The organism is Rhodococcus sp. 05-2256-B1, from assembly GCF_002258465.1.
Classification (GTDB): domain Bacteria; phylum Actinomycetota; class Actinomycetes; order Mycobacteriales; family Mycobacteriaceae; genus Rhodococcoides; species Rhodococcoides fascians.
The window spans coordinates 442,894-463,634 of the sequence record NZ_NOZA01000017.1 but is presented as its reverse complement, the minus strand read 5'-3'; the positions used below and the strand labels follow the sequence as shown (position 1 = coordinate 463,634).

Genomic DNA, 20,741 nt, shown 5'->3' with positions numbered 1-20,741 from the left:
GCGCTCCGATCTCGTTGACGAACAGTTGTCTGCACTCCCCCGGCGTCAGCTACCCGTGGGCCCGTTTCCGCGCGTGGCGCAGGAGGGTATCGAGGGAAAACGCCATGGTCCGGGCCAGAACTTCTTCCGGTTCACCGTCAAAGTGCTTGCATTCGGTGCTCACGTCGCCGCGGTCGTACACCGCTGCCCACACCGTCCCCGGTGGTTGGTCTTCCTGGCTCTGCGGCCCGGCTTCGCCGGTGACGGCGATCGTCAGATGTGCGCCGACCAGCGACGCCGTCGATCGAGCCATCGCCGTCGCGGCCTGTTCGCTGACGACCGGGCCGTCGGGGACCTCGAGCAGCGTGTGCTTCACGCTCTCGTGGTACGCGACGATTCCGCCGCGGTACCACTGCCCCGAGGACGGTGCCTTGCCGAGCGTGGCCGCGAGATTTCCGGCGGTCAGCGATTCGGCGGTGCCGATCGCGATGTCGTACGTCTGCGCCAGGTCGGCAATCTTCCTACATACCGAGGAGGCGTCGGCCTCGGTCGGTAGACGCTGTTCTGCATCGGTGTCCATCACACACTCTCCGTACCTGATTCGTCGAAGGTGTTCGCCGGATTGTTTCAGCGACTGGTTCTGTGGGCGCGGGGCCGGAGGCTGCAGGGGTTGAACCTCCAGCCCCTGGCTCGACCGCACGGCCCGGGCGCGTACGCCGAGCTGTGTATCGACTTCCACGCACGACGGCAGTCCAAACACGGGGCTTACGACCCGATATTCGGGTCCTTATCGCAGATACCGGACCCTTGGCACGTGTTCGCGAGCAGTGCTAATTTCGGATCGACAGTCAGTTCCAGGAGGTGTGTTATGCCGAATCGACGTACTTCTGCGGGGGCAGAGCGACCGGTAGCGTTCTACTCCGACACAGACCGCGCCATGATCGACTTCGCCCTGAGATGGGTCAATCACGGAGGCGGACCGGACGACGAAATCCGGTCCGCCTTCGCGATGTCGACTCAGGACTACTACCGCACCGTGCTGGAGATCCTCGACCGCGACCCCGGCAGCGTGTTCGGCGAGTTCGGCCTCAGCCCTGTCATGGTGACGCGAATCAAAGCCATTGCCAGAAGGCGCATCTGGTTCACCCGGTGATCGGCTCCGCGCTACCGGATGTCGAATCGATCGTTGTCTGCCAGCTTCGCCCACGCGGCCACGAAGTCGTCGACGAACTTGCCACCGTTGTCGGCCTGGGCGTACACCTCCGACAGCGCTCGCAGTTGTGAATGGGACCCGAACACCAGGTCGATGGATGTCGCTGTCCACTTCTGGCTGCCGGAGCCACGATCCGTGCCGACGTAGGTGCCGTCCTCACTCGTCGTCCACTCGGTGTCGGAGTCGAGCAGATTGACGAAGAAATCGTTGCTCAGAACTCCGGGGCGATCGGTGAACACTCCATGGCTCGAACCACCGTGGTTGGCCCCCAAGGCTCGAAGACCGCCGAGAAGAACCGTCATCTCGGGCGCAGTCAGATTCAGCATGTAGGCGCGATCGAGGAACAACACCTGCGCGGGAGTGCTCTCCCCTGCAGCCATGTAGTTGCGGAACCCGTCGGTTCGTGGCTCGAGTACCGAGAACGATTCGATGTCGGTCTGCTCCTGCGTCGCGTCGGTGCGACCCGGCCGGAACGGGACGGTCACCTCGTAACCGGCGTCGCGTGCGGCCTTCTCGACGGCCGCATTGCCGGCCAGCACGATGACGTCGGCGAGCGAGACCTTCTTGTCACCGGCCGCCGAGCCCTCGAACTTTTCGCGTATACCGTCCAAGATTGCGAGCACCTCGCGGAGGACCTCGGGTTCGTTTGCCTCCCAACTCTTCTGTGGCTCGAGCCGAACCCGAGCGCCGTTGGCACCGCCGCGGTAATCGGTGACTCGGAAGCTGCTGACCGACGACCACGCGACACCGATGAGCTGAGCGATCGTCGAGCCCGAGTCGAGGATCGCCGACTTCAACGCAGATGCGTCCGCCTCGTCGATCAGGTCACCGTGCGGCGATGGAACCGGGTCCTGCCACAGCTGAGGTTCGGGAACCCACGGCCCGAGGTACCGGGACACCGGTCCCATATCGCGGTGCAGCAACTTGTACCACGCCTTGGCGAACGCGAGCGAGAGCTCCTCGGGGTGATCCAACCACCTCCGAGTGATCCTCTCGTACGCCGGATCTGCCCGCATGGAGATGTCGGTGACGAGCATCGTGGGGGCACGGCCCGGACCGCCGAACGGATCGGGAATCGTGCCCGCACCGGCACCGTCCTTGGCAGTGAACTGCCACGCGCCGGCGGGGCTCTTCGTGAGCTCCCACTCGTATCCGTAGAGATTCTTCAGGTAGCCGTTACCCCACTGCGTCGGAGTCTCCGTCCAGACCACCTCGAGCCCGCTGGTGATCTGGTCCTCGGCCTTGCCCTTGCCGTAACCGTTCTTCCAGCCGAGGCCCTGCTGTTCGATGGGGGCACCCTCGGGTTCCGGCCCGATCTTGTCGGCCGGTCCGGCTCCGTGTGTCTTACCGAAGCTGTGTCCACCGACGATGAGTGCCGCCGTCTCCTCGTCGTTCATCGCCATCCGCGCGAAGGTTTCCCGGATGTCGTGGGCCGCGGCCACCGGATCCGGCTCTCCCTCGGGGCCTTCGGGATTGACGTAGATCAAGCCCATGGTGGTGGCGCCGAGGGGCTTGGAGAGCTCCAGTTCGCCGGAGTATCGCTTGTCGGTGCCCAGCCACTGATCCTCGGGACCCCAGAAGACCTCTTCCGGTTCCCAGATGTCCTCCCGACCGAAGCCGAATCCGAACGTCTCGAACCCCATGGACTCGAGCGCCGCGTTACCGGCGAACACCAGCAGATCGGCCCACGAAATCTTGTTTCCGTACTTCTGCTTGACCGGCCACAGCAACCGACGCGCCTTGTCCAGGTTGGCGTTGTCCGGCCAACTGTTCAGTGGCGCAAAGCGTTGCGCGCCCTGACCCCCACCGCCTCGTCCGTCGAACGTGCGGTAGGTGCCGGCGGCGTGCCAGCTCATACGAATGAAGAGTCCGCCGTAGTGGCCGTAGTCGGCCGGCCACCAATCTTTCGAAGTGGTCATCACCGAGATGACGTCGGCTTTGAGCTCGTCCACGTCGAGCTTCTCGAATTCCGCTTTGTAGTCCAGCTTTTCGCCGAACGGGTTCGATTTGGAGGTATGCGCATGCAGGATGGACAGGTCCATCTGCTCCGGCCACCAGTCCTTGTTCGTCAGCGGTGCGTGCGCCTTGGGCTTCGGCGACTCGATGACCGGATTCTCGCTCTCGCTGGTGCTGGCGGTCTCGGTGGCGGAGTGGGGTGGGCGTGCGTCAGAGGTCACGAATTGTCCTTTCCGATGGGCATTGTGGATGGACGATCGCGGGCTGCGATCGATCGGTCGGATGCACAACTGGGGCACGTTCCCCAGTAGGTCACCTCGGCCTCGTCGAGGACGAAACCATGATCTCGGGCGGGTCGTGCACACGGTGGCTCACCGGTGGCGCAGTCGGCGTCGACGATGAAACCACAGGAACGGCAGACGATGTGGTGATGATTGTCTGCCACCCTGGTTTCGTAACGTGCGGAGTGACCCGCGAGGCGGATACGACGAACCAAACCCGATGCAGTCAACGCATCGAGCACGTCGTACACGGCCTGCTTCGAGACCGTGGGCAGGGTGGCGCGCGCCAGTCGCAAGATGGTGTCGGTATCGGAATGCGGTTGTGCATCAACGATATCGAGAACCAACTCTCGGGGACGCGTCACCCTCAGTCCGGCGTCACGAAGCATGCTGGCGGACGTGCTTGCCATGGCTTTCACGATAACCACCTTCGGTCGCATCGTCGATCGTTTCCTGGAATCGGTCGAGTGTCGCGGCGCGGGCACGGCCGCCTGCAGACGAGGCCGACCACCGCGATCAACCCGCGTCCTGTGCCACCGGCGAGTTCCACTCGGCAGTAGTGAAACGGGCTGCGTGAGCAGCGACGGCGGCAGCGTCTGCATTGCGCGAGAAGATCCGGCGTTGGCGTTGCGCGCCGTTCCCGAGGTGCGTCAAACGTTCGAGAGAAGTCTGCACGCAGCGGAGGTCGCCTGTGCTGGTCAGCGCCGGTTCCACGTAGCGGACGAGCGACCGGAGCAGACTCGATGCCGACACCGGTCTCCCGGTGCTCGGATCCACTGCGACGCCGGTCAATCCATCCATGCGGGCACGGTGGTATGCCGCTGCGAGGTGATTGCCGGCCACGACGAGTGCCGGCTCGCCGCGGTCGATGGACCGAAGGGCCGTGACGACGAGACCGCGGACCAGTGCAGCGGACAACACCACCTCCTCGGCGACGGCAGGTACGTCGCCGACCCGCACCTCGACCGTCGGCTGGTGGGAGCTGGGCCGTACATCCCAGTAGAGCGATGCTTCGTCGAGAATCATCCCGGTCTCGATCATCGAGCCGACCAGGTCGTCGTACTCCGCCGTCGAACTCAGGTGAGGGGGCGGACCAGCCGTCGGCCACCTGCCCCACACCGTCGAACGCCAACTCGAGTGCCGAGTGTCGACGCCGTCGTGTATAGCGCTGTTGCACGTCAACGCCAGAAGTGTCGGGAGCCAGGGTCGCGCGACATTGCATACCCCGATCGCCGTCTCCTTGTCCGGCACCTCGACATGAATGTGACCCCCACACGTGGCAACGCTCTCTGCCAGTGCCCCGTAGGTCTCGGCCAGACGCCGATAGCGGGAGCCGTCCGAGATGGGCAGGCGGCCACGATCAGCAGGCGCAACCGGCGAGACACCTGCCGCCAGTAAGTGGGCACCCTGCGCCAGGGCCACCGCCGACAGCGTGGCGCGGGTGGAGATCACGTTCTCCCGCAATTCGCGAAGACACTGCAGCGGAGGCGAATTGGCCTCCACCTGCACCTCGGTCAGCTCCGAGACGGCATCGATTCCCGCAGCTCGGGCATGCGCGACGACACCGGGGCCGACCGCCACCGGACGCAGCATGTCGATGTCGGCGAGAAAGAACTCCTCCTCCACTCCAACCGTGGGGACTGCCTTTGCACTCATCGGGCGCTGTCGCCCGGGTGATCGCCGACGACCACCGCGAGATACACCGCGGCGACGATCGTGCACGGTGCGGAACTGCCGGTCACGCTGACCGCGCAGGCGTCTCGCCTGTGCAGGGATTCGAAACCTGTTCGGATCTCGCCGGTTTCACCGCACTTCGAACGGCGTCCGCGACGCTGCGGACGCATTCCGTACCGAGGTGAGCGCCACTCGGATCGAGTTGTCGCTGCAGCTCGGGTGTACAGGCGACGATCGCGCGACACCGGTGCGCAGCGAGCCGCGAGGCAGCTGCCGAGAGGACGGGAACCACTGCGGGGTCGACGAATTCGACAACGAGCAGATCCACGACCAGCGACCGCCCGCACACGATGGCCTCCGACACGCATTCGCCTATGACCGGAATTGCCGATCTGTCGATCGACCCGACGATGCGGATGACGACCGGTCCGCCGACGAGTTCGTCCACGGACAGCGCGAATGCGCCGTCCTCGGGATTGTCCGGCCCACAGAACGACAATCGAATCGATTCCGGATCACTGTGCACCGACCGTAGAAACACCATTGCCCACCTCCACCGGCTCGCGACCGGAGACTGTCGGCTGCCTCTGACACCAGTTCTCGAGAATACGAGTCTCGGACCATCAGGTGTCGAAGAGCGCGGTCGGGCACATCTCGCAGTCGCTACTTCCTGACTACGGGGCTTCTCCTCAACCGCGTGGAAACAGTGTATACACAAATGCGCCTGGCGAAACACGCTACGCTGCTGCGATTTTCGGCGGTCGACGGTTGAACCGACCGCAATCCAGTGCCCGGTAGCCGTACCGAACACGCTCCCCGCTTCGGCCGCAAGGCACGTCGGTTCGGCCCGTTGTGAGCGTTCCAGCGATGGCAACTCCCTCGTGTGAGGTTTCGCAACGCGGCTGCACGTAATAGGGTGTTGTTCGACGCCCAGTTGCGATGACCGTTCTGGCCGCGTCTCGAGCACGCTGACTCCAAAATCGGGTCGGCATATCCCACACCCTTCACCGGTGCCGGGCTATGCGCCCGAAAGGGGCCGTGCGAACCCATCAGGGATCGAATCGATATGCACGTTGCGCTTGTCTCCGAACACGTGAGTCCGATAAATGATGCGGCCGGCATCGAGGCAGAACAATCGGCTGCCCAGCTCGATCGGCTGGCCTCGTCGCTGGCCCGCGCCGGCACCCGAGTCGATGTGTACACCAGGAAGCAGAACCCGGATCACGAGGACGAGCTGCTCACCCCCGACGGTTACCGGGTGGTCAACCTGTCTGCGGGGCCTGCTGTCCCGATGACCGAAGAGGAATCGATACCTCACACGAGTGCGTTCGCCTCCTCGCTCCGCGATCACTTGCTCCGAACGAAACCCGATGTAGCACATGCACATTCATGGGTGTCGGGGCTGGCAACCGTACTGGCCGCCGGCGCGACGGGCGTCCCCACGGTGATGTCGTTCCACGGTCTCGCCGCGACCGACCGATCCGGGCCCCCGACAGCAGGCACCGATTCGGTGGTTCCCCGGGCGGCTATGGAGAAGAAGATCGCTCGATCGACGAGCCGCATCATCGCGTCATGTCCCGACGTGGCCGACATGTTGACGCGGATGGGCGTCGCCAGAGCCAAGGTGTCCATCGTCCCGACCGGGGTGGATCTGAGTGACTTCGATCCATCCGGACCGACTGCACCACGCAGCGGTGCCGCGTGTCGGGTGGCGACCGTCGGGTCGGATGCCGAGGTATCGACGATCATCGAACTGCTCGGAAAACTCGACGACACCGAATTGGTCGTTGTCGGCGGCGAGCCACGCGAATCCAGCGGCGTGGCGCAGCTACGCACGGTCGCCGCAGCACACGGCATGGCCGGGCGCACGGTGTTCACCGGCCCGGTCCGCCATCGCCACATGTCGTCGCTGTTGAGGTCGGCCGACGTGTTCGTCTGCCTGTCCCCGACCGAATCGGCAGGGATCGCCACCCTCGAAGCCATGGCGTGCGGACTTCCCGTCGTCGCATACGGAGTGGGCTACGCCGGAGAGTTGGTGATCGACGGGGTCACCGGCCGCTCGATCAGGCCGGGCGACCGTCGTCGCTTGGCACGAGAGCTGGCCCAGCTGCTACGCAACGAGTCCAGGCGTTTCGAGCTGGGAGTGTCCGGCTCCGATCGTGCGCAATCTCGCTTCTCGTGGGACCGCATCGCCGAGGACACTTCACGCGTCTACGAGGCAACCGCACAGACCGGGTCGACAGTGAACGCCGGGTCGACCCAGCAAGCCGGCTCGACTCACGACCATCCGGTGCCGCCGACTGCACCCTCTCGTCGGCACACGGTGTGAACAGCCGGCGAGCCTATCTGGACGAGCGTTCCTTGTTCGATTCGGAACCGAGGTCGACGAGTTCTGCGGCCAAGGTGGCCACCGGGACGTTCTGGGTTTGCGACAGCCGTGAAATCAAGTCGAACGCCTGTACCGCATCGATTCCGTACCGCTCCATCAACATGCCCTTGGCTTGGCCGATGATGTCCCGTGAAGCCAAGCCGGACTTGAATTGCTCGGTCTTGTTCGCTGCATACAACGCCACCGCAGCGTGGGTTGCGAGCACGCGACCGAGTTCCTCGTCCTCGTCGCTGAACGCATCACTGGTCAGTGCGAACAGATTGAGCGCCCCGATGGTGTCCTCGTTGGTGTAAAGGCGGAAGGACAGGCTGCTGAGAACCCCTGCTCCCACCGCCTCCGGACCGAAACGTGGCCAGCGGGAATCGGAGCGGAAGTCGTTGCACCGCACGAACAGCTCGCTTCGTGCGGCATCGATGCACGGCCCCTCGTCGAGGCGTTCCTGCATTGCGTCCAGGCGCACCGGCAGCTCACTGGTCGCGGCGTGCGACTGGTACTTCTTCGGCCCCGCCACCACGAGAATGTCGGCGCAATCGACCGCGGGTATCAGAGATCGGGCGCTCTCCGTCACGCCGCGCAGAGTCTCGTCGAGACTGGACGGTGCGAAAAATGACCTCGTCGCTTCGGCAATCGCCTGTGTGAGGTCGCGAGCTGTCATCGATCGATCGGGTCCCATACCTGACGATGCTAGTCAACAGGAATCGACCGCTCGACGGTTGAGTCCACCGGAAGCGGGGCATGCAGAGCGCAGCAACCAACCGACCGACGATCAGGAGTGCTCATGACCATGCCGACCGATGCAGGTGCAGAGATCCCATCCGAAGGCAGCAACGACGGTCCGCGCGAAGAATCTCCCGACGAGGCTGCAGTCGGTGCTCACGTCGATGAAGAGAACGTCCCACACCCGCCCGAGGACGACACGCAGAACTGATTCACTCGGCGGTCGGGGTCAGACGGAAGATCGGAAACCGCCTGCCCTCGGCCGTCTCCGTGTATTTCGCGAATCCGTCCGAGGCATCGAGGAATTTCTGCCACTGCCGGTCCCACTCGGATTCCGGAATCTCGTCGGCGTCGACGGCAACGGTGCGAATGCCTCCGTCCCCGGGTGCCTCGATGTCGATGGCCGGATGGGCTCGCAGATTGTGCACCCACGCTGGATCTTTCGGTGACCCGGCAGCCGAGCCGACCACCAACCAGCTCTCTCCCTCCGGAATCGCCATGAGCGGGTTCAGCCGCACCGCACCGCTCTTGGCACCGATCGTGTGCAGAACGACGAGCGAATCACCGAAGCCGGCCGTGGACACGTGGCCATTGTTGCTTCGGAACTCGTCGATGATGATCTCGTTGAAGTCGGCCATGGGCCGATTATGCCGCCCATGCGGCGCGGCCACTCCGCTTTTCGCCGGCGTTCGACGGTGTCAATTTCCCGGTATTCCGTCCTCGTGATCGACGAGCAAAGACAACGACTCCCAATTCTCCTGCACGGCAGCGGCCGCACCGTCCGCGTCACCCTCACTGCAGAGCTTGATGATCCGTTCGTGTTGGGCTATCGAATCTCGGCCCACCAGCGAGGCGAATCGTAGCCGTTCGAGTCGGCGCAGGGTCGGCGTCACCTGCTCGAGAACCGTGACCACGACCTGATTCTGACTCGCTTCGACGGCGACTGCGTGGAATGCGTCGTCGCCGGCCAGCGCGAGGTCCACATCGCCTCGGGTGAATGCGGTGGCGAAATCCTTGTTGGCGCGACGCATCGCGGCGATGTCGCGCTTGTTCATCAGCGGTACAGCCGTCCGGACCGCGAGTGCATGCATCGATGCCGCGACCGCCTGCGCGTCCAGCACCGCCTTGCGTTCGATGGTCGACACGATGGTCGAACGCCCGGGCTGCGTGTGTACGAGGCCCGCCAGTTCCAGCCTGGCCATGGCGTCGCGTATAGGTGTACGCGACACCCCGAGCCACTGCTCGAGTTCGGCATCCCGCAGCCGCTCGCCGGGCGCGAAGGTGCCGTCGACGATAGCGTCGCGAATCGAGACGTAGGCGTTGTCGCGCAGCAGGGAGCGCTTGTGTTTTCCGAGCTCGACGGGGACCGGCATGCAAAATATCGTAGCCCACCGCTTTCGCTGGCGAGGCGTCCCACGTACAGTATGCGATATATTGCATCCTGCATGACACACCGATCAAAGGAGAACCACGTGGCGATCGCGGACTTCGAGCGTTATCCCCTCACCTTCGGCCCGAGCCCGATTCACCCGATGGAACGATTGAGCGCACACCTCGGCGGGGCCAAGATCTGGGCCAAGCGAGAAGACGTCAACGCAGGATTGGCTTACGGCGGCAACAAGACTCGCAAGCTCGAGTACATCGTCCCGGACGCTCTCGCGCAGGGTGCCGACACATTGGTCTCGATCGGTGGCGTGCAGTCCAACCACACGCGGCAGGTGGCTGCGGTCGCGGCAAAGCTCGGACTCAAAGCAGTTCTGGTGCAGGAGAAGTGGGTCGATTGGCCGGATTCGGTCAACGACAAGGTGGGCAATATCCTGCTCTCCCGCATCATGGGTGCAGATGTCCGCCTCGATCCGTCGGGCTTCGGAATCGAATTCAAGGACAGCTGGCAGAAGGCCATCGAGGACGTCGAGCGAGCGGGCGGCAAACCCTACGCCATTCCCGCAGGCGGCTCCGACCACAAGCTCGGCGGACTGGGCTTCGCCAACTGGGCGTACGAAGTACAGAAGCAGGAAGAGGAGCTCGGCGTCTTCTTCGACACGATCGTCGTGTGCAGCGTGACCGGGTCGACGCATGCCGGCATGATCGCCGGGTTCGCCGGACAGGAACGGCCACGTCGAGTGATCGGCATCGATGCATCCGCCAAGATCGCCCAGACCCGCGACCAGGTGGCCCGAATCGCCCGTAACACAGCAGAACTCATCGAACTGGGACGCGAGCTTCGCGACGACGAGATCACCGTCCTCGAAGGCTGGGCCGGCGACTACTACGGAATTCCCGTCGACTCCACGATCGAGGCGATCAAGCTCACCGGCCGTCTCGAAGGCGTGATCATCGACCCGGTGTACGAGGGCAAGTCCATGGCCGGACTGATCGATCTGGTTCAGCAGGGCGATATCGGCAAGGACTCCACCGTTCTCTACGCACACCTGGGTGGTCAACCCGCCCTCAACGCGTACAGCGGAATCTTCTGAGCTGGACTTCGCGGTACCGGTGCCCGAGGATCGACAGGTGATCCTCGGGCACCGGACCTGTTTCTGCACCGGCCGACCCGATTCGGCACGACGAGCGAAGGTGTACGCATGAGGCAGCGCTCCGACGAATTGGACTCGCTGAGTTGCCGAATCACGGCGGCGCTGCAGGTCAATCCCCGGGCGTCCTGGGTCAGCATCGCCGAGGCGCTCGGTGAACCGGAGCGCACCGTCACCCGACGCGGCAAGGAACTACTCGATTCCGGGGACGTACGCGTGGTCGGCGTCATCGGCGCGACGGGCGCGGTCGTTCTGCGAGCTCGATGTCACGTCGGTATGGCACGTGCGGTGGCAGTCGGGTTGGCGCGCCGCGACGACACGATGTTCGTGTACGCCACGTCGGGGCACGAGGAATGCGTCGCCGAAGTCCTGGTCGACGATGCCCATCTGGCGGATCTGATGCTCGACGACCTACCCGGCATCACCGGGATCAGACGCGTTCGGGTCGATCCCATCACGCGGGTCTATCGCTCGGTCCGCGAGTGGCGGCCGGCGATTCTGAATGCGCACCAGATCGCGGCCCTGACGCCTCCCGTACACGAGGGCTACCAACCGGACGGCCGCGTGGGACCGGAGATCTCGACCCTGCACCGCAGCATTCTGCGCGTCCTGGCCGAGGATGCCCGGACGCCCACCTCGGACATCGCGCGCGTCGTCGGCGCTACCGAGAACACTGTCCGACGCCACATGGACACGCTGGAGCAGACCAACAAATCCAGACTGCGGGTGGTCGTCGAACCGGCGTTGCTGGGGTATTCGGCGGAAGCCCTTGCCTGGGTCAAGGTTCCGCCTCGACACCACGAAGCACTGGTCGAGCTACTGCTCGCACATTCCGAGGTTCGGTACGCGGTGGCCCTCGCGGGCTCGGACAGTCTGCTCGTCAACCTCGCGTGCCCGGACCGAATGGCGTTGCATCGCATGACAACTGCCTCGGACTGGGCCACCCTGGCCGACGCGATCTCGGTGGTGTCGATTCTGCGGGCCACCAAGCGCAGCGGCAACCGTCTGCTGGCCGCGGACTCCGCGTCGTACCTGTATTGATCCGGTACGACGCGGCAGTCACTGCGGTCAACGGATCGGTGCGCCGGGGCCGAGCGGGATGCCGAGCATGTACCAGACTGCGAACAACGCCGCCCACACGATCAGCATGCCCAGCGCGACGGGGATGGTGAACGAGGCGAGGGTACCGATGCCCGCATTCTTCTTGTAGCGCTGGATGAGTCCGAGGGTGAGCACGAAGTAGGCCGACATCGGAGTCATCGCGTTGGTGCAGGAATCGGCGATTCGGTAGACGGCCTGGGTGGTTTCGGGGTTGACATCGATGTACATGAGCATCGGCACGAGAACCGGGGCCAACATCGACCACATGGCCGAACCACTGGTGACGAGCAGGTTCATCACCGAGATCAGCACCAGCATCATGGCGAACACCACGAGGGGGTGTAATCCCCCGGCTTTCAACAGTTCCGCGCCCTCGACCGCAACGACGTTGCCGATGCCGGTCCACTTGAAGTAGGCGAGAAACTGCGATATCGCGAAGAACAGCACCAGGATCGGAGCAAGGGTCTTGATGCCGACGGCCATCGATTCCGGAATCTCACGGAGCTGCCGAAGACTGCCGGTGGTGCGTCCGTACACCCATCCGACCAGGACGAAGGCGATCGCGATGAAGAACGCGATGTTCTGCAGCACGATCGACTGTACGAACCCGCCGTCCTCACCCCGCAGCGGCGACGAGGGAGGAAGCAGTGCCGCGACGACGACGGCCACGTACACCGCCAAAGCTGCTCCGGCGCGGCGCATTCCCTTCTTCTCGATCGGCTCGAGATCGAGTGCCAGCTTTTCTGCGCCGTCCTCGACGCCCTCGTCGGCATCGAGGTTCATGTGCTTGGCCATCACCAACTCCACCACCAGGGTGATGAAGATCGAAATCACCAGAGACGACGCGAGACTGAAGAAGTAGTTGTCCACCGGGGTCACGCTGTAGTCGGCATCGACGATCTGAGCGGCGGAGGTCGTCAACGACGACATGATGGCATCGCTGGGTGTGATCAACGGTGACGCGTTGTAGCCACCGGCGATGGCGACGAACGCCACCATCATGCCCAGTACAGGACTTCGGCCCGCCGCTTTGAACGCCATTGCCGCCAGCGGAAGGACGACGATGAATGCCGCGTCGAACATGACGTGAGACATGGTCCCGGCGAAGGCAACCGAGAACGTCACCCACTTGGCGGGCAGCTTCACGATGGTGGCGCGCAGCAGCGTGGTGAGCACACCGGAATGCTCGGCGACGGACACGCCGAGGATGACGGTCACGATGATGGGGAGCGGCGCGAACCCCGCGAAGTTGTCCAGTGCCGTTCCGAAGATCATGGCTACGCCGTCACTGCTGAGCAGGCTGCGAACCATCGACACCTCACCGGTGCTGGGTAGCACCACCCCGGTGCCCAGTGCGGCCAGGATCGCGCTGACCACTGCCAGCACTGCGGCCAGAAGCCAGAACAGCAGGAAGGGGTGCGGCAGTTTGTTGCCGACGCGTTCGATGCTGGACACGAGACGGAACAGTGTCTTCAGTCCCCAGGGCATTCGTGTTTCGGGCGCATCCGCAGTTGCCGGTGGACCGTCGATCTGACTGGACATGATTGACTCTCTTTCGCATACCGTCGGATTGCGACCGAGCCCCGGGCTCGGATGTCCTGCTCACTCAAGTCGGTTCACGTTGCCGATATGTTGCATGTGTGAAATTTTCGGCCGTCTGAGCGAAACCGCCAATCCAACGGCGAAAACGCTCAATGGACGACGATAGCCCGGTGGGCTCCGCGCGGTGGTGCAGTCTTGAAACAGGCTTCCGACAACAACTCCGGCCGATCCGGATCGAAGCGAGGAGTTTCATGACCGGCGACATTCAGTCACTGTCCCTGCGCGCGCTCGCGGCACACATCCGTGATCGCGAGATCTCGGCCCGCGAGGCGCTCGAGTCGCATCTGGCTCGCATCGAGGACGTCAACCCTGTCGTCAACGCGATCGTGACCTTCGACATCGATGGGGCGACCGAACGTGCGAGTGCAGCAGACCGCGCAACGGTGTCCGGCGAGGCACTGCCCGTTCTGCACGGCGTCCCGATGACGCACAAGGACAATCACCTGACCGCCGGTCTGCGCACGACTTTCGGCTCGCCGATTCTGGCCGACAACGTCCCCACCGAGGACTCGGGCATCATCGCCCGCCTCAAGCGCGCAGGTGTCAACACCACCGGCAAATCCAACGTTCCCGAATTCGCTGCAGGTTCACACACTTTCAATCCGCTGTTCGGTACCACCACCAATCCGTACGATCCGACTCGCAGTGCCGGCGGCAGCAGTGGCGGTGCCGCCGCCGCCATCGCCGCCGGGATACAACCAGCGGGCGACGGGTCGGACATGGGCGGGTCGCTGCGCACTCCGGGATCGTTCTGCAACCTCGTCGGATACCGGCCGTCGTTGGGCCGAATTCCGATGCTGCCCGCCAAGAACCCGTGGGCCTGGATCGCTCGGCAGGGCGTGCTCGCGCACGACATCGAGGACGTGCGCTTTCTGATGCGCGCACTCGCCGGTCCGGATTCGTCCAGCCCTCGTGGTCTCCCGCTCGACGACTCGTACCGCTCGGAGGAGGCCGACTCGCTGCGTGGGCTGAAAGTAGCGTGGACAACGGATTTCGGTCTCGGCGTACCCGTCGACCGTGAGGTGATCGACGTCCTGAGCCGCCAACTGCACGTGTTCGAGCAACTCGGTGCCAGTGTGGACGTCGATTGCCCGGACCTGTCCGACGCGGACGAGGTGTTCCAGACGACGCGTGCGTTCGACTTCGCCACCGCCTACGGGCACCTGTTGGACGAACACCGGCACCGCATGAAGAGCGCCGTGCAGTGGAACGTCGACAAGGGAATGGCGCTCACGACACGAGACATGATCTCCGCCAACACCGCTCGCAAGAATCTCGATACTGCAGTGCGGCAGTTCTTCTCGCGATACGACGTATTGATCGCGCCTGCCGTTCAGGTACTTCCGTTCCCCGCGGACGAGGAGTACCCCGCCGTCGTCGACGGCACGCCGATGAACAACTACCTCGATTGGATGCGGGCCGCTTCGCTGATCTCGGCGACAGGCCTACCGTCACTGTCGATGCCCGGCGGCTTCAGCTCCTCCGGTCTTCCGGTTGGATTGCAGATCGTCACCGCCGACCGCGCCGATCACCTGCTGCTCCGGGTCGCGCATGCCTTCGAGGCCGAGACGGCATTCCACCGTCGTGCGCCCGAATCGGCGGCCGCCACCGTCTGACAGATCCGGCGGGCCGAGTTCAGGACCTGGCGACCGCGGCGACGATCAGATCGGTCAACTCCCCGATCGCTTCGGCCGGTGTGAGTGACCCGGATACGGCACCGTGGGACAACGCGTCTGCGGCACCGAAGACGGCGGTCAGAGATGGCGTGGACATGCCGTCGGCATCGGTGAACGGACGCAGAATCTCCCGACACCGCTCGAAGTAGGCGCGCTCGGCGGTGCGCTTGACCTGTTCGAGTTCGGGCGAACCTTCGAGTGCCGCAAGGACACCCGTCAATTCCCTCCCCTGGGCCAATGTGCACCCCACGTAGGAGTCGGCAATGGCCTGCGCCCGACCGCGGACCGTCATGGGTGCCGAGTCGAGAGATTCCTCCAGCATCGCCGCCTGCCTGGCATCGAATTCGGTGAACAGAGCGGCAAGAAGTTCGGCGCGGGAGGCGAAGTGGCTGTACACCACCGGTTTCGCGACACCGGCATGTTCTGCGAGCCGTCCGAGAGTCAACGCGTCGGCCCCTTCGGCGCGTACGAGAGCCCAGGACACCTCGATCAACTGGGCGTTTCGATCGGAGCGCGACAGCCTCGTCCGTGCCATTCCGCTACCTCCTTGCTTATATACTAATAGTAACCTACTGTTCGTACATAGCCGATCTTCCCCAGCCGAAGGAACAGCCATGAACACGCTCGTCGTAGTCTCCCATCCCGACCCGCACTCTCTGACCCATCAGGTCGCTCACTCCGTAGTCGAGGCCATCCGATCCACGGGCACCACCGTGGAGACCGCAGATCTCGCCGCGGAGAGCTTCGATCCACGATTTTCGGCTGCAGATCTGAGCCTGTTTCGTGGAAACGGGAGCACACCGTCCGATGTAGCCGAGGAGCAGACACGGATCGACCGCGCCGAACACCTGGTTCTCGTCTTCCCGATGTACTGGTGGTCGATGCCGGCGCTACTGAAAGGCTGGATCGACCGCGTGTTCGTCGAGGGTTGGGCCTACGAATACGGGGACAGAGTATTCGTGAAGAAGCTGGACCGACTCACCATCCATCTGGTCGTCGTCGCGGGAGACGATGCAGACAGCTTCGAGCGCCATGGCGTCCATCAGGCCATTCGAACGCAGATCGAACGCGGCATCATCGAATACTGCGGTGCCACAGTGGGATCCACGAACTTCGTATACGGGTCGGACACCAGGAGTCGCGCGGAACTCGCTACCGAGATCTCCGCTATCGGTAGCACGGTCGCGGACCGGGTCGCCGCGCAGCGCGCGCTCACCTGACCTGCCACAGCCACGCGGGACGAGGGTGGTCAGCGATTCCGCTTCTGCTCGGCACGGATCAAACCGCCGCCGACGATCAGCCGCTGAATTTCGCTCGTGCCCTCGTACAGGCGGAGAAGACGGACATCTCGATAGATTCGCTCGACGGGAACGCCGCGCATATACCCTGCGCCGCCGTGGATTTGGACCGCGAGGTCGGCAACTGTGCCGACCATCTCGGTGCAGAACAGCTTCACCGCCGATGGCGCGATCCGTCGATCGGTGTCCTCCACCCAGGCTCGGGCAGCCTCACGCACCATGGCCCGGCCTGCCATGACTCCCGTCTGCTGGTCGGCGATCATGGCCTGGACGAGTTGATGATTGCCGATGGGCTCGCCACCCTGCGTGGAAGACGCAGCGTAGGAGACGGATTCGTCCAGGGCACGCTGCGCTTGACCGACGGCGAGCGCTGCGATGTGGACGCGGCCACGCGCCAACGACGTCATCGCCGCCCGGTATCCGATGTCACCGTTGCCGCCCACCAGAGCGTCGGCGTCGACCTCGACGTCGGTGAACGTCACATCCGCGGTTCCTGCTCCCTGCTGACCCATCTTCGCGTCCTTGTCACCGACCTCGACACCCGCAGCGTCGGCGGGGACCAGAAACACCGCGATCCCGTTGCCGCTGTTCGGCTTCGGGTCCACTCGCGCGAACACGACGAACAGGTCCGCGATGGGCGCATTGGTGATGTAGCGCTTGCTTCCGCTGATGATCCAGCCAGTACCGTCCACTACTGCCGTCGTTCTCAGCCCTGCCGGGTTCGAGCCGGCACCGTCCTCGGTCAACGCGAACGACGCGACGACGTCGCCGGCCGCCATGCCGGGCAACCACGTTGCCTTCTGCTCGTCGGTGCCGAACCCGACGAGCACCTGGCCCGCGATTCCGTTGTTGGTGCCGAACATCGACCGCAACGACAGTGTGGTGTAGCCGAGCTCCATGGCAATCTCGACATCCTGAACCAAGTCCAGGCCGAGACCACCGAACTCTTGCGGAATCGCGTATCCGAACAACCCCATCTCGGCGGACTGTCTCCGGAGATCGTCGGGAATCGAATCGGCGTTCATGATCTCGAGTTCACGCGGAACCACCCGCGATCGGACGAACTGGGAGACCTGCTTCTTCACGTCCGCGAAGACGTCGTCGGGTACCTCGGCATTGCGCACGGTCATGGCACCACTATCGACGCTGCCCACGGATCGGACAACCGACAACCGACAACCGACAACCGCGAGTAGTTGACACAACAATCATAGTGGGTACCATCGAATACAGTTGACATCGCAACTACTTCGGATGTCCACCCGACGAAAGGTCTGATCGATGACGAAGATCGCAATCATCTACTACTCCGCGACCGGCCACGGATCCACGATGGCGAACAAGCTCGCCGACGCAGCGACGGCAGCAGGAGCCGAAGTACGCGTGCGGCACATCGCGGAGACGCGCGACCCCAGCACCTTCGCCGAGAACCCGGCCTGGTCCGCCAATTACGAGGCGACCAAGGATCTTCCCGCTGCCAGCGGCGACGACATCGTCTGGGCCGACGGTGTCATCCTCGGATCTCCGACGCGTTTCGGTAGCACCGCAGCTCCGTTCCAGAACTTCATGGACTCACTCGGCGGCTACTGGGCCAAGGGTGAACTTGCGAACAAGGCATACGCAGCCTTCACCTCGAGCCAGACCGCGCACGGCGGCCAGGAGACCACCCTCATCGGTCTCTACACCTCGCTGATGCACTTCGGCGGCGTCCTGGTTCCGCCCGGATACACCGACGGACTGAAGTTCGCCGACGGCAACCCCTACGGCGTCAGCCACGTCACCGGACCCGAGAACAAGAACGAACTGGACGACGCGACCACCGCAGCGCTGACCCACATGGCCACGCGCGTCGTCACCATCGCCGAGGCTCTGGCGAAGTAAAGGCCGGCTCTCGTCACCTCGAGAAGACCGACCGATTCGCGTCCGGGTCCGCACATCGCCAGTGCGGACCCGGACGTAGTACATGCGTGATGACAAACGGCGTGTTTGTCATCTCGGGCGCGCACCGCCATGCTGTGTGCAGGGAACAGCAACTCCGCTGACTTCTGCGAGCGGTCGGTGGCGTCGCCCACCGACTCGTCGCTGCGACCAGTGCGAAACGGACATCGATGAAGGATCCCGGCTTCGATCCGCTCGTTCTCCGCGCCCTGTTCGACGAATCGCCCGACATGGTGGCCCTGTCCGCGTTCTCCGGCAGCGTGATCGACGTCAATCCGGTCGGCCTCCGCCTGGTCGGCCTGGAGGAACTGCCGTCGACAGGCCTGTTCACAGCAGATTTCTTCACGGCCCGCGGGCTCGAAGTCTCCGGTGACGTCGAACATGCGTTGCAGACGACCGGTCACTGGCAGGGCCGTACCGAATTACGCCACTTCGTCTCCGGCGCGGGCATTCCCGTTGCCCTGTCCACGTTCGTCGTCAGACGTTCCGGGCGAGAACCCGACCTGATCGCCACGATCGTCCGCGACCGCACCCGTGGCCACCAGCGCGACCTGGACCTGCTGGCCGCGGCTGTATCGGCGGAGAGAATCGCAGTCGAGCAACGGGCACTGGCCGAATTGAGCGCACTTGCCGTCACGGCGGACTTCGATACTGTGCTGACTGCGGCCACGAGCACGGCGGCCAAGTTGGTGGGCGTCGAGTCTGCGGCCCTGGCCCGACGTTCGGAGGACTCGACCGACCCGCTTCTGTCCGTCGACGCGATCACCCGCACGCTCCCACACGATTTCGTGCTTGCCACCGGCGACGGGTCGTTGACCGGTTACGCCCTGGCGCGAAGGGCGATCACCGTGTGTTCCGACGTCGAATCCGAAACACGATTCGACACCTCGGCCATGGCTGCCCTGGGCTTTCGCAGCGGTGCCGCCGTTCCGATCACCATCGGTGCCGGGCTGTGGGGCGTACTGATCCTGTTCGGCCGAGAACCACACGTTTTCGGCGACGGAGACATCGCGTTCGTCTCCGCAGTCGCCGGAGTGCTCTCCGCTGCACTCGAACGAGTGGAACTCGACCGCGAGCTGCGCTGGCGCAGCGCGCACGATCCCTTGACCGAACTGCCGAATCGCGCGGTGGCGTACGATGCGATCGACACTGCGCTCGCACAGGTCGCGGACACCGGCGGCCGAGTGGCCCTGCTGTTGCTCGACGTCGACGATTTCAAGATCATCAACGACAGCCTCGGCCACGACGTCGGAGACCGCGCACTCGTGCACTTCTCACGCCGCCTGGCCGCGACCGCGAGACCTGGCGATACCGTGGCCAGGCTCGGCGGCGACGAATTCCTGATGATCTGCAATCACATCGACGACGTCGCACATGCCGAACGCGTCGCCGAGTGCATCCGTTCCGCTCTCACGGCCCCTACCGCGGAAGACGAGGGCGACGACCCGATTCCGGTGAGCGCCAGCATCGGAGTTGCGGTGTCCACTGCGGGCTCGACCCGACGCGAGCTCCTTCGATCGGCCGACCTGGCGATGTACCGCGCCAAGGACACCAGGGCCGGGCACGCCGTCTTCGACTCCAGCGACCTCTACGACGCCGACCGGGTGCGCTCCATGTCGGTGGACCTGCGCCGCGCCGTGGCCTCCGGCGACCTGACACTGGACTACCAACCCGTGATCGACGTCGAGACCGGACACATCGTTTCCGTCGAAGCTCTGGCGCGTTGGCAGCACCCGAATCTCGGTTCCATCGAACCGTCCGAATTCGTTGCCGTGGCCGAACGCACCGGTGTGGCAACGCTTCTCGACGATTGGGCCCTCACCACCGCCTGTCGACAACTCGTCGACTGGCGCGGGCTGGGCTGCGTCGGCATGCGCGTCAACATCAGCGCGCTGCAACTGCGCGACCCGGCCTTTCCCGATCGAGTGGCTGCCGCCCTGCTCACCACCGGTGCGCACGCTGACGGCGTCGTTCTCGAACTCACCGAGACGGAATGGCTCGCCGACACCGGCACCGTTGCGTCCAATTTGGCGAGACTCCACGAGATGGGAGTTGCGTTGTCACTCGACGATGTCGGGAAGGGCTACAGCAGCCTGGCCTACCTCGAACGCTTCCCGGTGATCGGCAGCTTCAAGATCGACCGAACGTACATCGACGCTCTCGACACCGAGCGAGGACGAGAAGTGTTGACCGCCATCGTGTCACTGGCGAAAGCCTACGGCGTGACAGTCGTGGGCGAAGGCGTCGAAACGCAGGCGCAGCTCGACGCTCTCACCGCAGCGGGATGCAATCTGGTGCAAGGATTTCTGCTGGGTCGGCCCGCCGACGCCGAGCACACGGCACTGCTGCTGTCCCGTGAGAGCGCAGCGCGACAACGCTGAGC

Annotated in this window: 20 protein-coding genes; 9 read left to right on the top strand and 11 right to left on the bottom strand. The window is 64.3% G+C overall.

The genetic code is table 11. The features are described 5' to 3' along the window. Positions 1-49: 49 nt before the first annotated feature. Positions 50-559 carry a CinA family protein gene (locus CH285_RS10435; protein WP_094643484.1) on the bottom strand — a complete coding sequence of 170 codons (510 nt, stop codon included), beginning with the start codon at positions 557-559 and terminating at the stop codon, positions 50-52. 288 nt (positions 560-847) lie between these two features. Here CH285_RS10435 and CH285_RS10430 point away from each other — a divergent pair, with 288 nt between their 5' ends. Further along, on the top strand, positions 848-1,132 hold the full coding sequence (locus CH285_RS10430) for a DUF3263 domain-containing protein (RefSeq protein WP_052054633.1): 285 nt from the start codon (positions 848-850) through the stop codon (positions 1,130-1,132). Between the two features lie 11 nt (positions 1,133-1,143). Here the strand turns inward: CH285_RS10430 and katG are convergent, their stop codons facing one another. The 4 genes from katG to CH285_RS10410 form a co-directional block, all read right to left on the bottom strand. Continuing rightward, positions 1,144-3,369: a catalase/peroxidase HPI gene (katG, locus tag CH285_RS10425; RefSeq protein ID WP_094643483.1), complete on the bottom strand. Its 2,226-nt coding sequence runs from the start codon at positions 3,367-3,369 to the stop codon at positions 1,144-1,146. Beyond that, positions 3,366-3,839, bottom strand: a complete 474-nt coding sequence (locus CH285_RS10420) for a Fur family transcriptional regulator (protein WP_045842162.1) — start codon at positions 3,837-3,839, stop codon at positions 3,366-3,368. The genes katG and CH285_RS10420 overlap by 4 nt, the downstream gene beginning before the upstream one ends. Positions 3,840-3,945: 106 nt before the next feature. Then, positions 3,946-5,085, bottom strand: a complete 1,140-nt coding sequence (locus tag CH285_RS10415) for a carboxylate-amine ligase (RefSeq protein WP_094643482.1) — start codon at positions 5,083-5,085, stop codon at positions 3,946-3,948. 82 nt (positions 5,086-5,167) lie between these two features. Continuing rightward, positions 5,168-5,647 (bottom strand): STAS domain-containing protein, encoded by a 480-nt coding sequence (locus CH285_RS10410; RefSeq protein WP_094643481.1) that lies wholly within the window; start codon positions 5,645-5,647, stop codon positions 5,168-5,170. Between the two features lie 549 nt (positions 5,648-6,196). Here CH285_RS10410 and CH285_RS10405 point away from each other — a divergent pair. After that, complete coding sequence (locus tag CH285_RS10405; RefSeq protein WP_176458457.1) at positions 6,197-7,432, top strand: glycosyltransferase; 1,236 nt, start codon at positions 6,197-6,199, stop codon at positions 7,430-7,432. 13 nt (positions 7,433-7,445) lie between these two features. On the opposite strand, the gene CH285_RS10400 is transcribed toward CH285_RS10405, so the two are convergent. Then, entirely contained in the window at positions 7,446-8,165 is a 720-nt protein-coding gene (locus tag CH285_RS10400; RefSeq protein WP_032366830.1) for a GAF and ANTAR domain-containing protein, read from the bottom strand. Between the two features lie 105 nt (positions 8,166-8,270). Between CH285_RS10400 and CH285_RS27905 the strand changes: the two genes are divergently transcribed. After that, a complete protein-coding gene (locus CH285_RS27905) occupies positions 8,271-8,420 on the top strand; it encodes a hypothetical protein (protein WP_167328339.1) in 150 nt (49 codons plus the stop codon). Between the two features lies 1 nt (position 8,421). Here the strand turns inward: CH285_RS27905 and CH285_RS10395 are convergent, their stop codons facing one another. Both CH285_RS10395 and CH285_RS10390 read right to left on the bottom strand, forming a co-directional pair. Beyond that, positions 8,422-8,847: a nitroreductase/quinone reductase family protein gene (locus CH285_RS10395; RefSeq protein ID WP_094643479.1), complete on the bottom strand. Its 426-nt coding sequence runs from the start codon at positions 8,845-8,847 to the stop codon at positions 8,422-8,424. Positions 8,848-8,907: 60 nt separating this feature from the next. After that, positions 8,908-9,582, bottom strand: coding sequence for a GntR family transcriptional regulator (locus CH285_RS10390; protein WP_094643478.1), 675 nt, complete (start codon positions 9,580-9,582; stop codon positions 8,908-8,910). Positions 9,583-9,681: 99 nt separating this feature from the next. Here CH285_RS10390 and CH285_RS10385 point away from each other — a divergent pair, with 99 nt between their 5' ends. Together CH285_RS10385 and CH285_RS10380 are read left to right on the top strand one after the other, a co-directional pair. Next, positions 9,682-10,686: a 1-aminocyclopropane-1-carboxylate deaminase gene (locus CH285_RS10385; protein ID WP_032381509.1), complete on the top strand. Its 1,005-nt coding sequence runs from the start codon at positions 9,682-9,684 to the stop codon at positions 10,684-10,686. A gap of 108 nt (positions 10,687-10,794) precedes the next feature. Further along, positions 10,795-11,784 carry an Lrp/AsnC family transcriptional regulator gene (locus CH285_RS10380; RefSeq protein ID WP_094660258.1) on the top strand — a complete coding sequence of 330 codons (990 nt, stop codon included), beginning with the start codon at positions 10,795-10,797 and terminating at the stop codon, positions 11,782-11,784. Between the two features lie 27 nt (positions 11,785-11,811). Here the strand turns inward: CH285_RS10380 and CH285_RS10375 are convergent, their stop codons facing one another. Next, on the bottom strand, positions 11,812-13,386 hold the full coding sequence (locus tag CH285_RS10375) for an AbgT family transporter (protein WP_080729091.1): 1,575 nt from the start codon (positions 13,384-13,386) through the stop codon (positions 11,812-11,814). A 251-nt stretch (positions 13,387-13,637) separates the two neighbouring features. Between CH285_RS10375 and CH285_RS10370 the strand changes: the two genes are divergently transcribed. Further along, positions 13,638-15,062 (top strand): amidase, encoded by a 1,425-nt coding sequence (locus CH285_RS10370; protein ID WP_094643476.1) that lies wholly within the window; start codon positions 13,638-13,640, stop codon positions 15,060-15,062. 19 nt (positions 15,063-15,081) lie between these two features. Here the strand turns inward: CH285_RS10370 and CH285_RS10365 are convergent, their stop codons facing one another. Next, positions 15,082-15,657: a TetR/AcrR family transcriptional regulator gene (locus tag CH285_RS10365; protein WP_032389107.1), complete on the bottom strand. Its 576-nt coding sequence runs from the start codon at positions 15,655-15,657 to the stop codon at positions 15,082-15,084. 79 nt (positions 15,658-15,736) lie between these two features. On the opposite strand from CH285_RS10365, the gene CH285_RS10360 reads away from it, so the two are divergent. Next, positions 15,737-16,342 carry an NAD(P)H-dependent oxidoreductase gene (locus CH285_RS10360; RefSeq protein ID WP_032389108.1) on the top strand — a complete coding sequence of 202 codons (606 nt, stop codon included), beginning with the start codon at positions 15,737-15,739 and terminating at the stop codon, positions 16,340-16,342. A gap of 29 nt (positions 16,343-16,371) precedes the next feature. On the opposite strand, the gene CH285_RS10355 is transcribed toward CH285_RS10360, so the two are convergent. After that, a complete protein-coding gene (locus CH285_RS10355; protein WP_032389109.1) occupies positions 16,372-17,550 on the bottom strand; it encodes an acyl-CoA dehydrogenase family protein in 1,179 nt (392 codons plus the stop codon). 151 nt (positions 17,551-17,701) lie between these two features. Between CH285_RS10355 and wrbA the strand changes: the two genes are divergently transcribed. Together wrbA and CH285_RS10345 are read left to right on the top strand one after the other, a co-directional pair. After that, positions 17,702-18,301: an NAD(P)H:quinone oxidoreductase gene (gene wrbA / locus CH285_RS10350; protein WP_027495694.1), complete on the top strand. Its 600-nt coding sequence runs from the start codon at positions 17,702-17,704 to the stop codon at positions 18,299-18,301. A 227-nt stretch (positions 18,302-18,528) separates the two neighbouring features. Further along, entirely contained in the window at positions 18,529-20,739 is a 2,211-nt protein-coding gene (locus CH285_RS10345) for a sensor domain-containing protein (protein WP_094643475.1), read from the top strand. Positions 20,740-20,741: the final 2 nt, after the last annotated feature.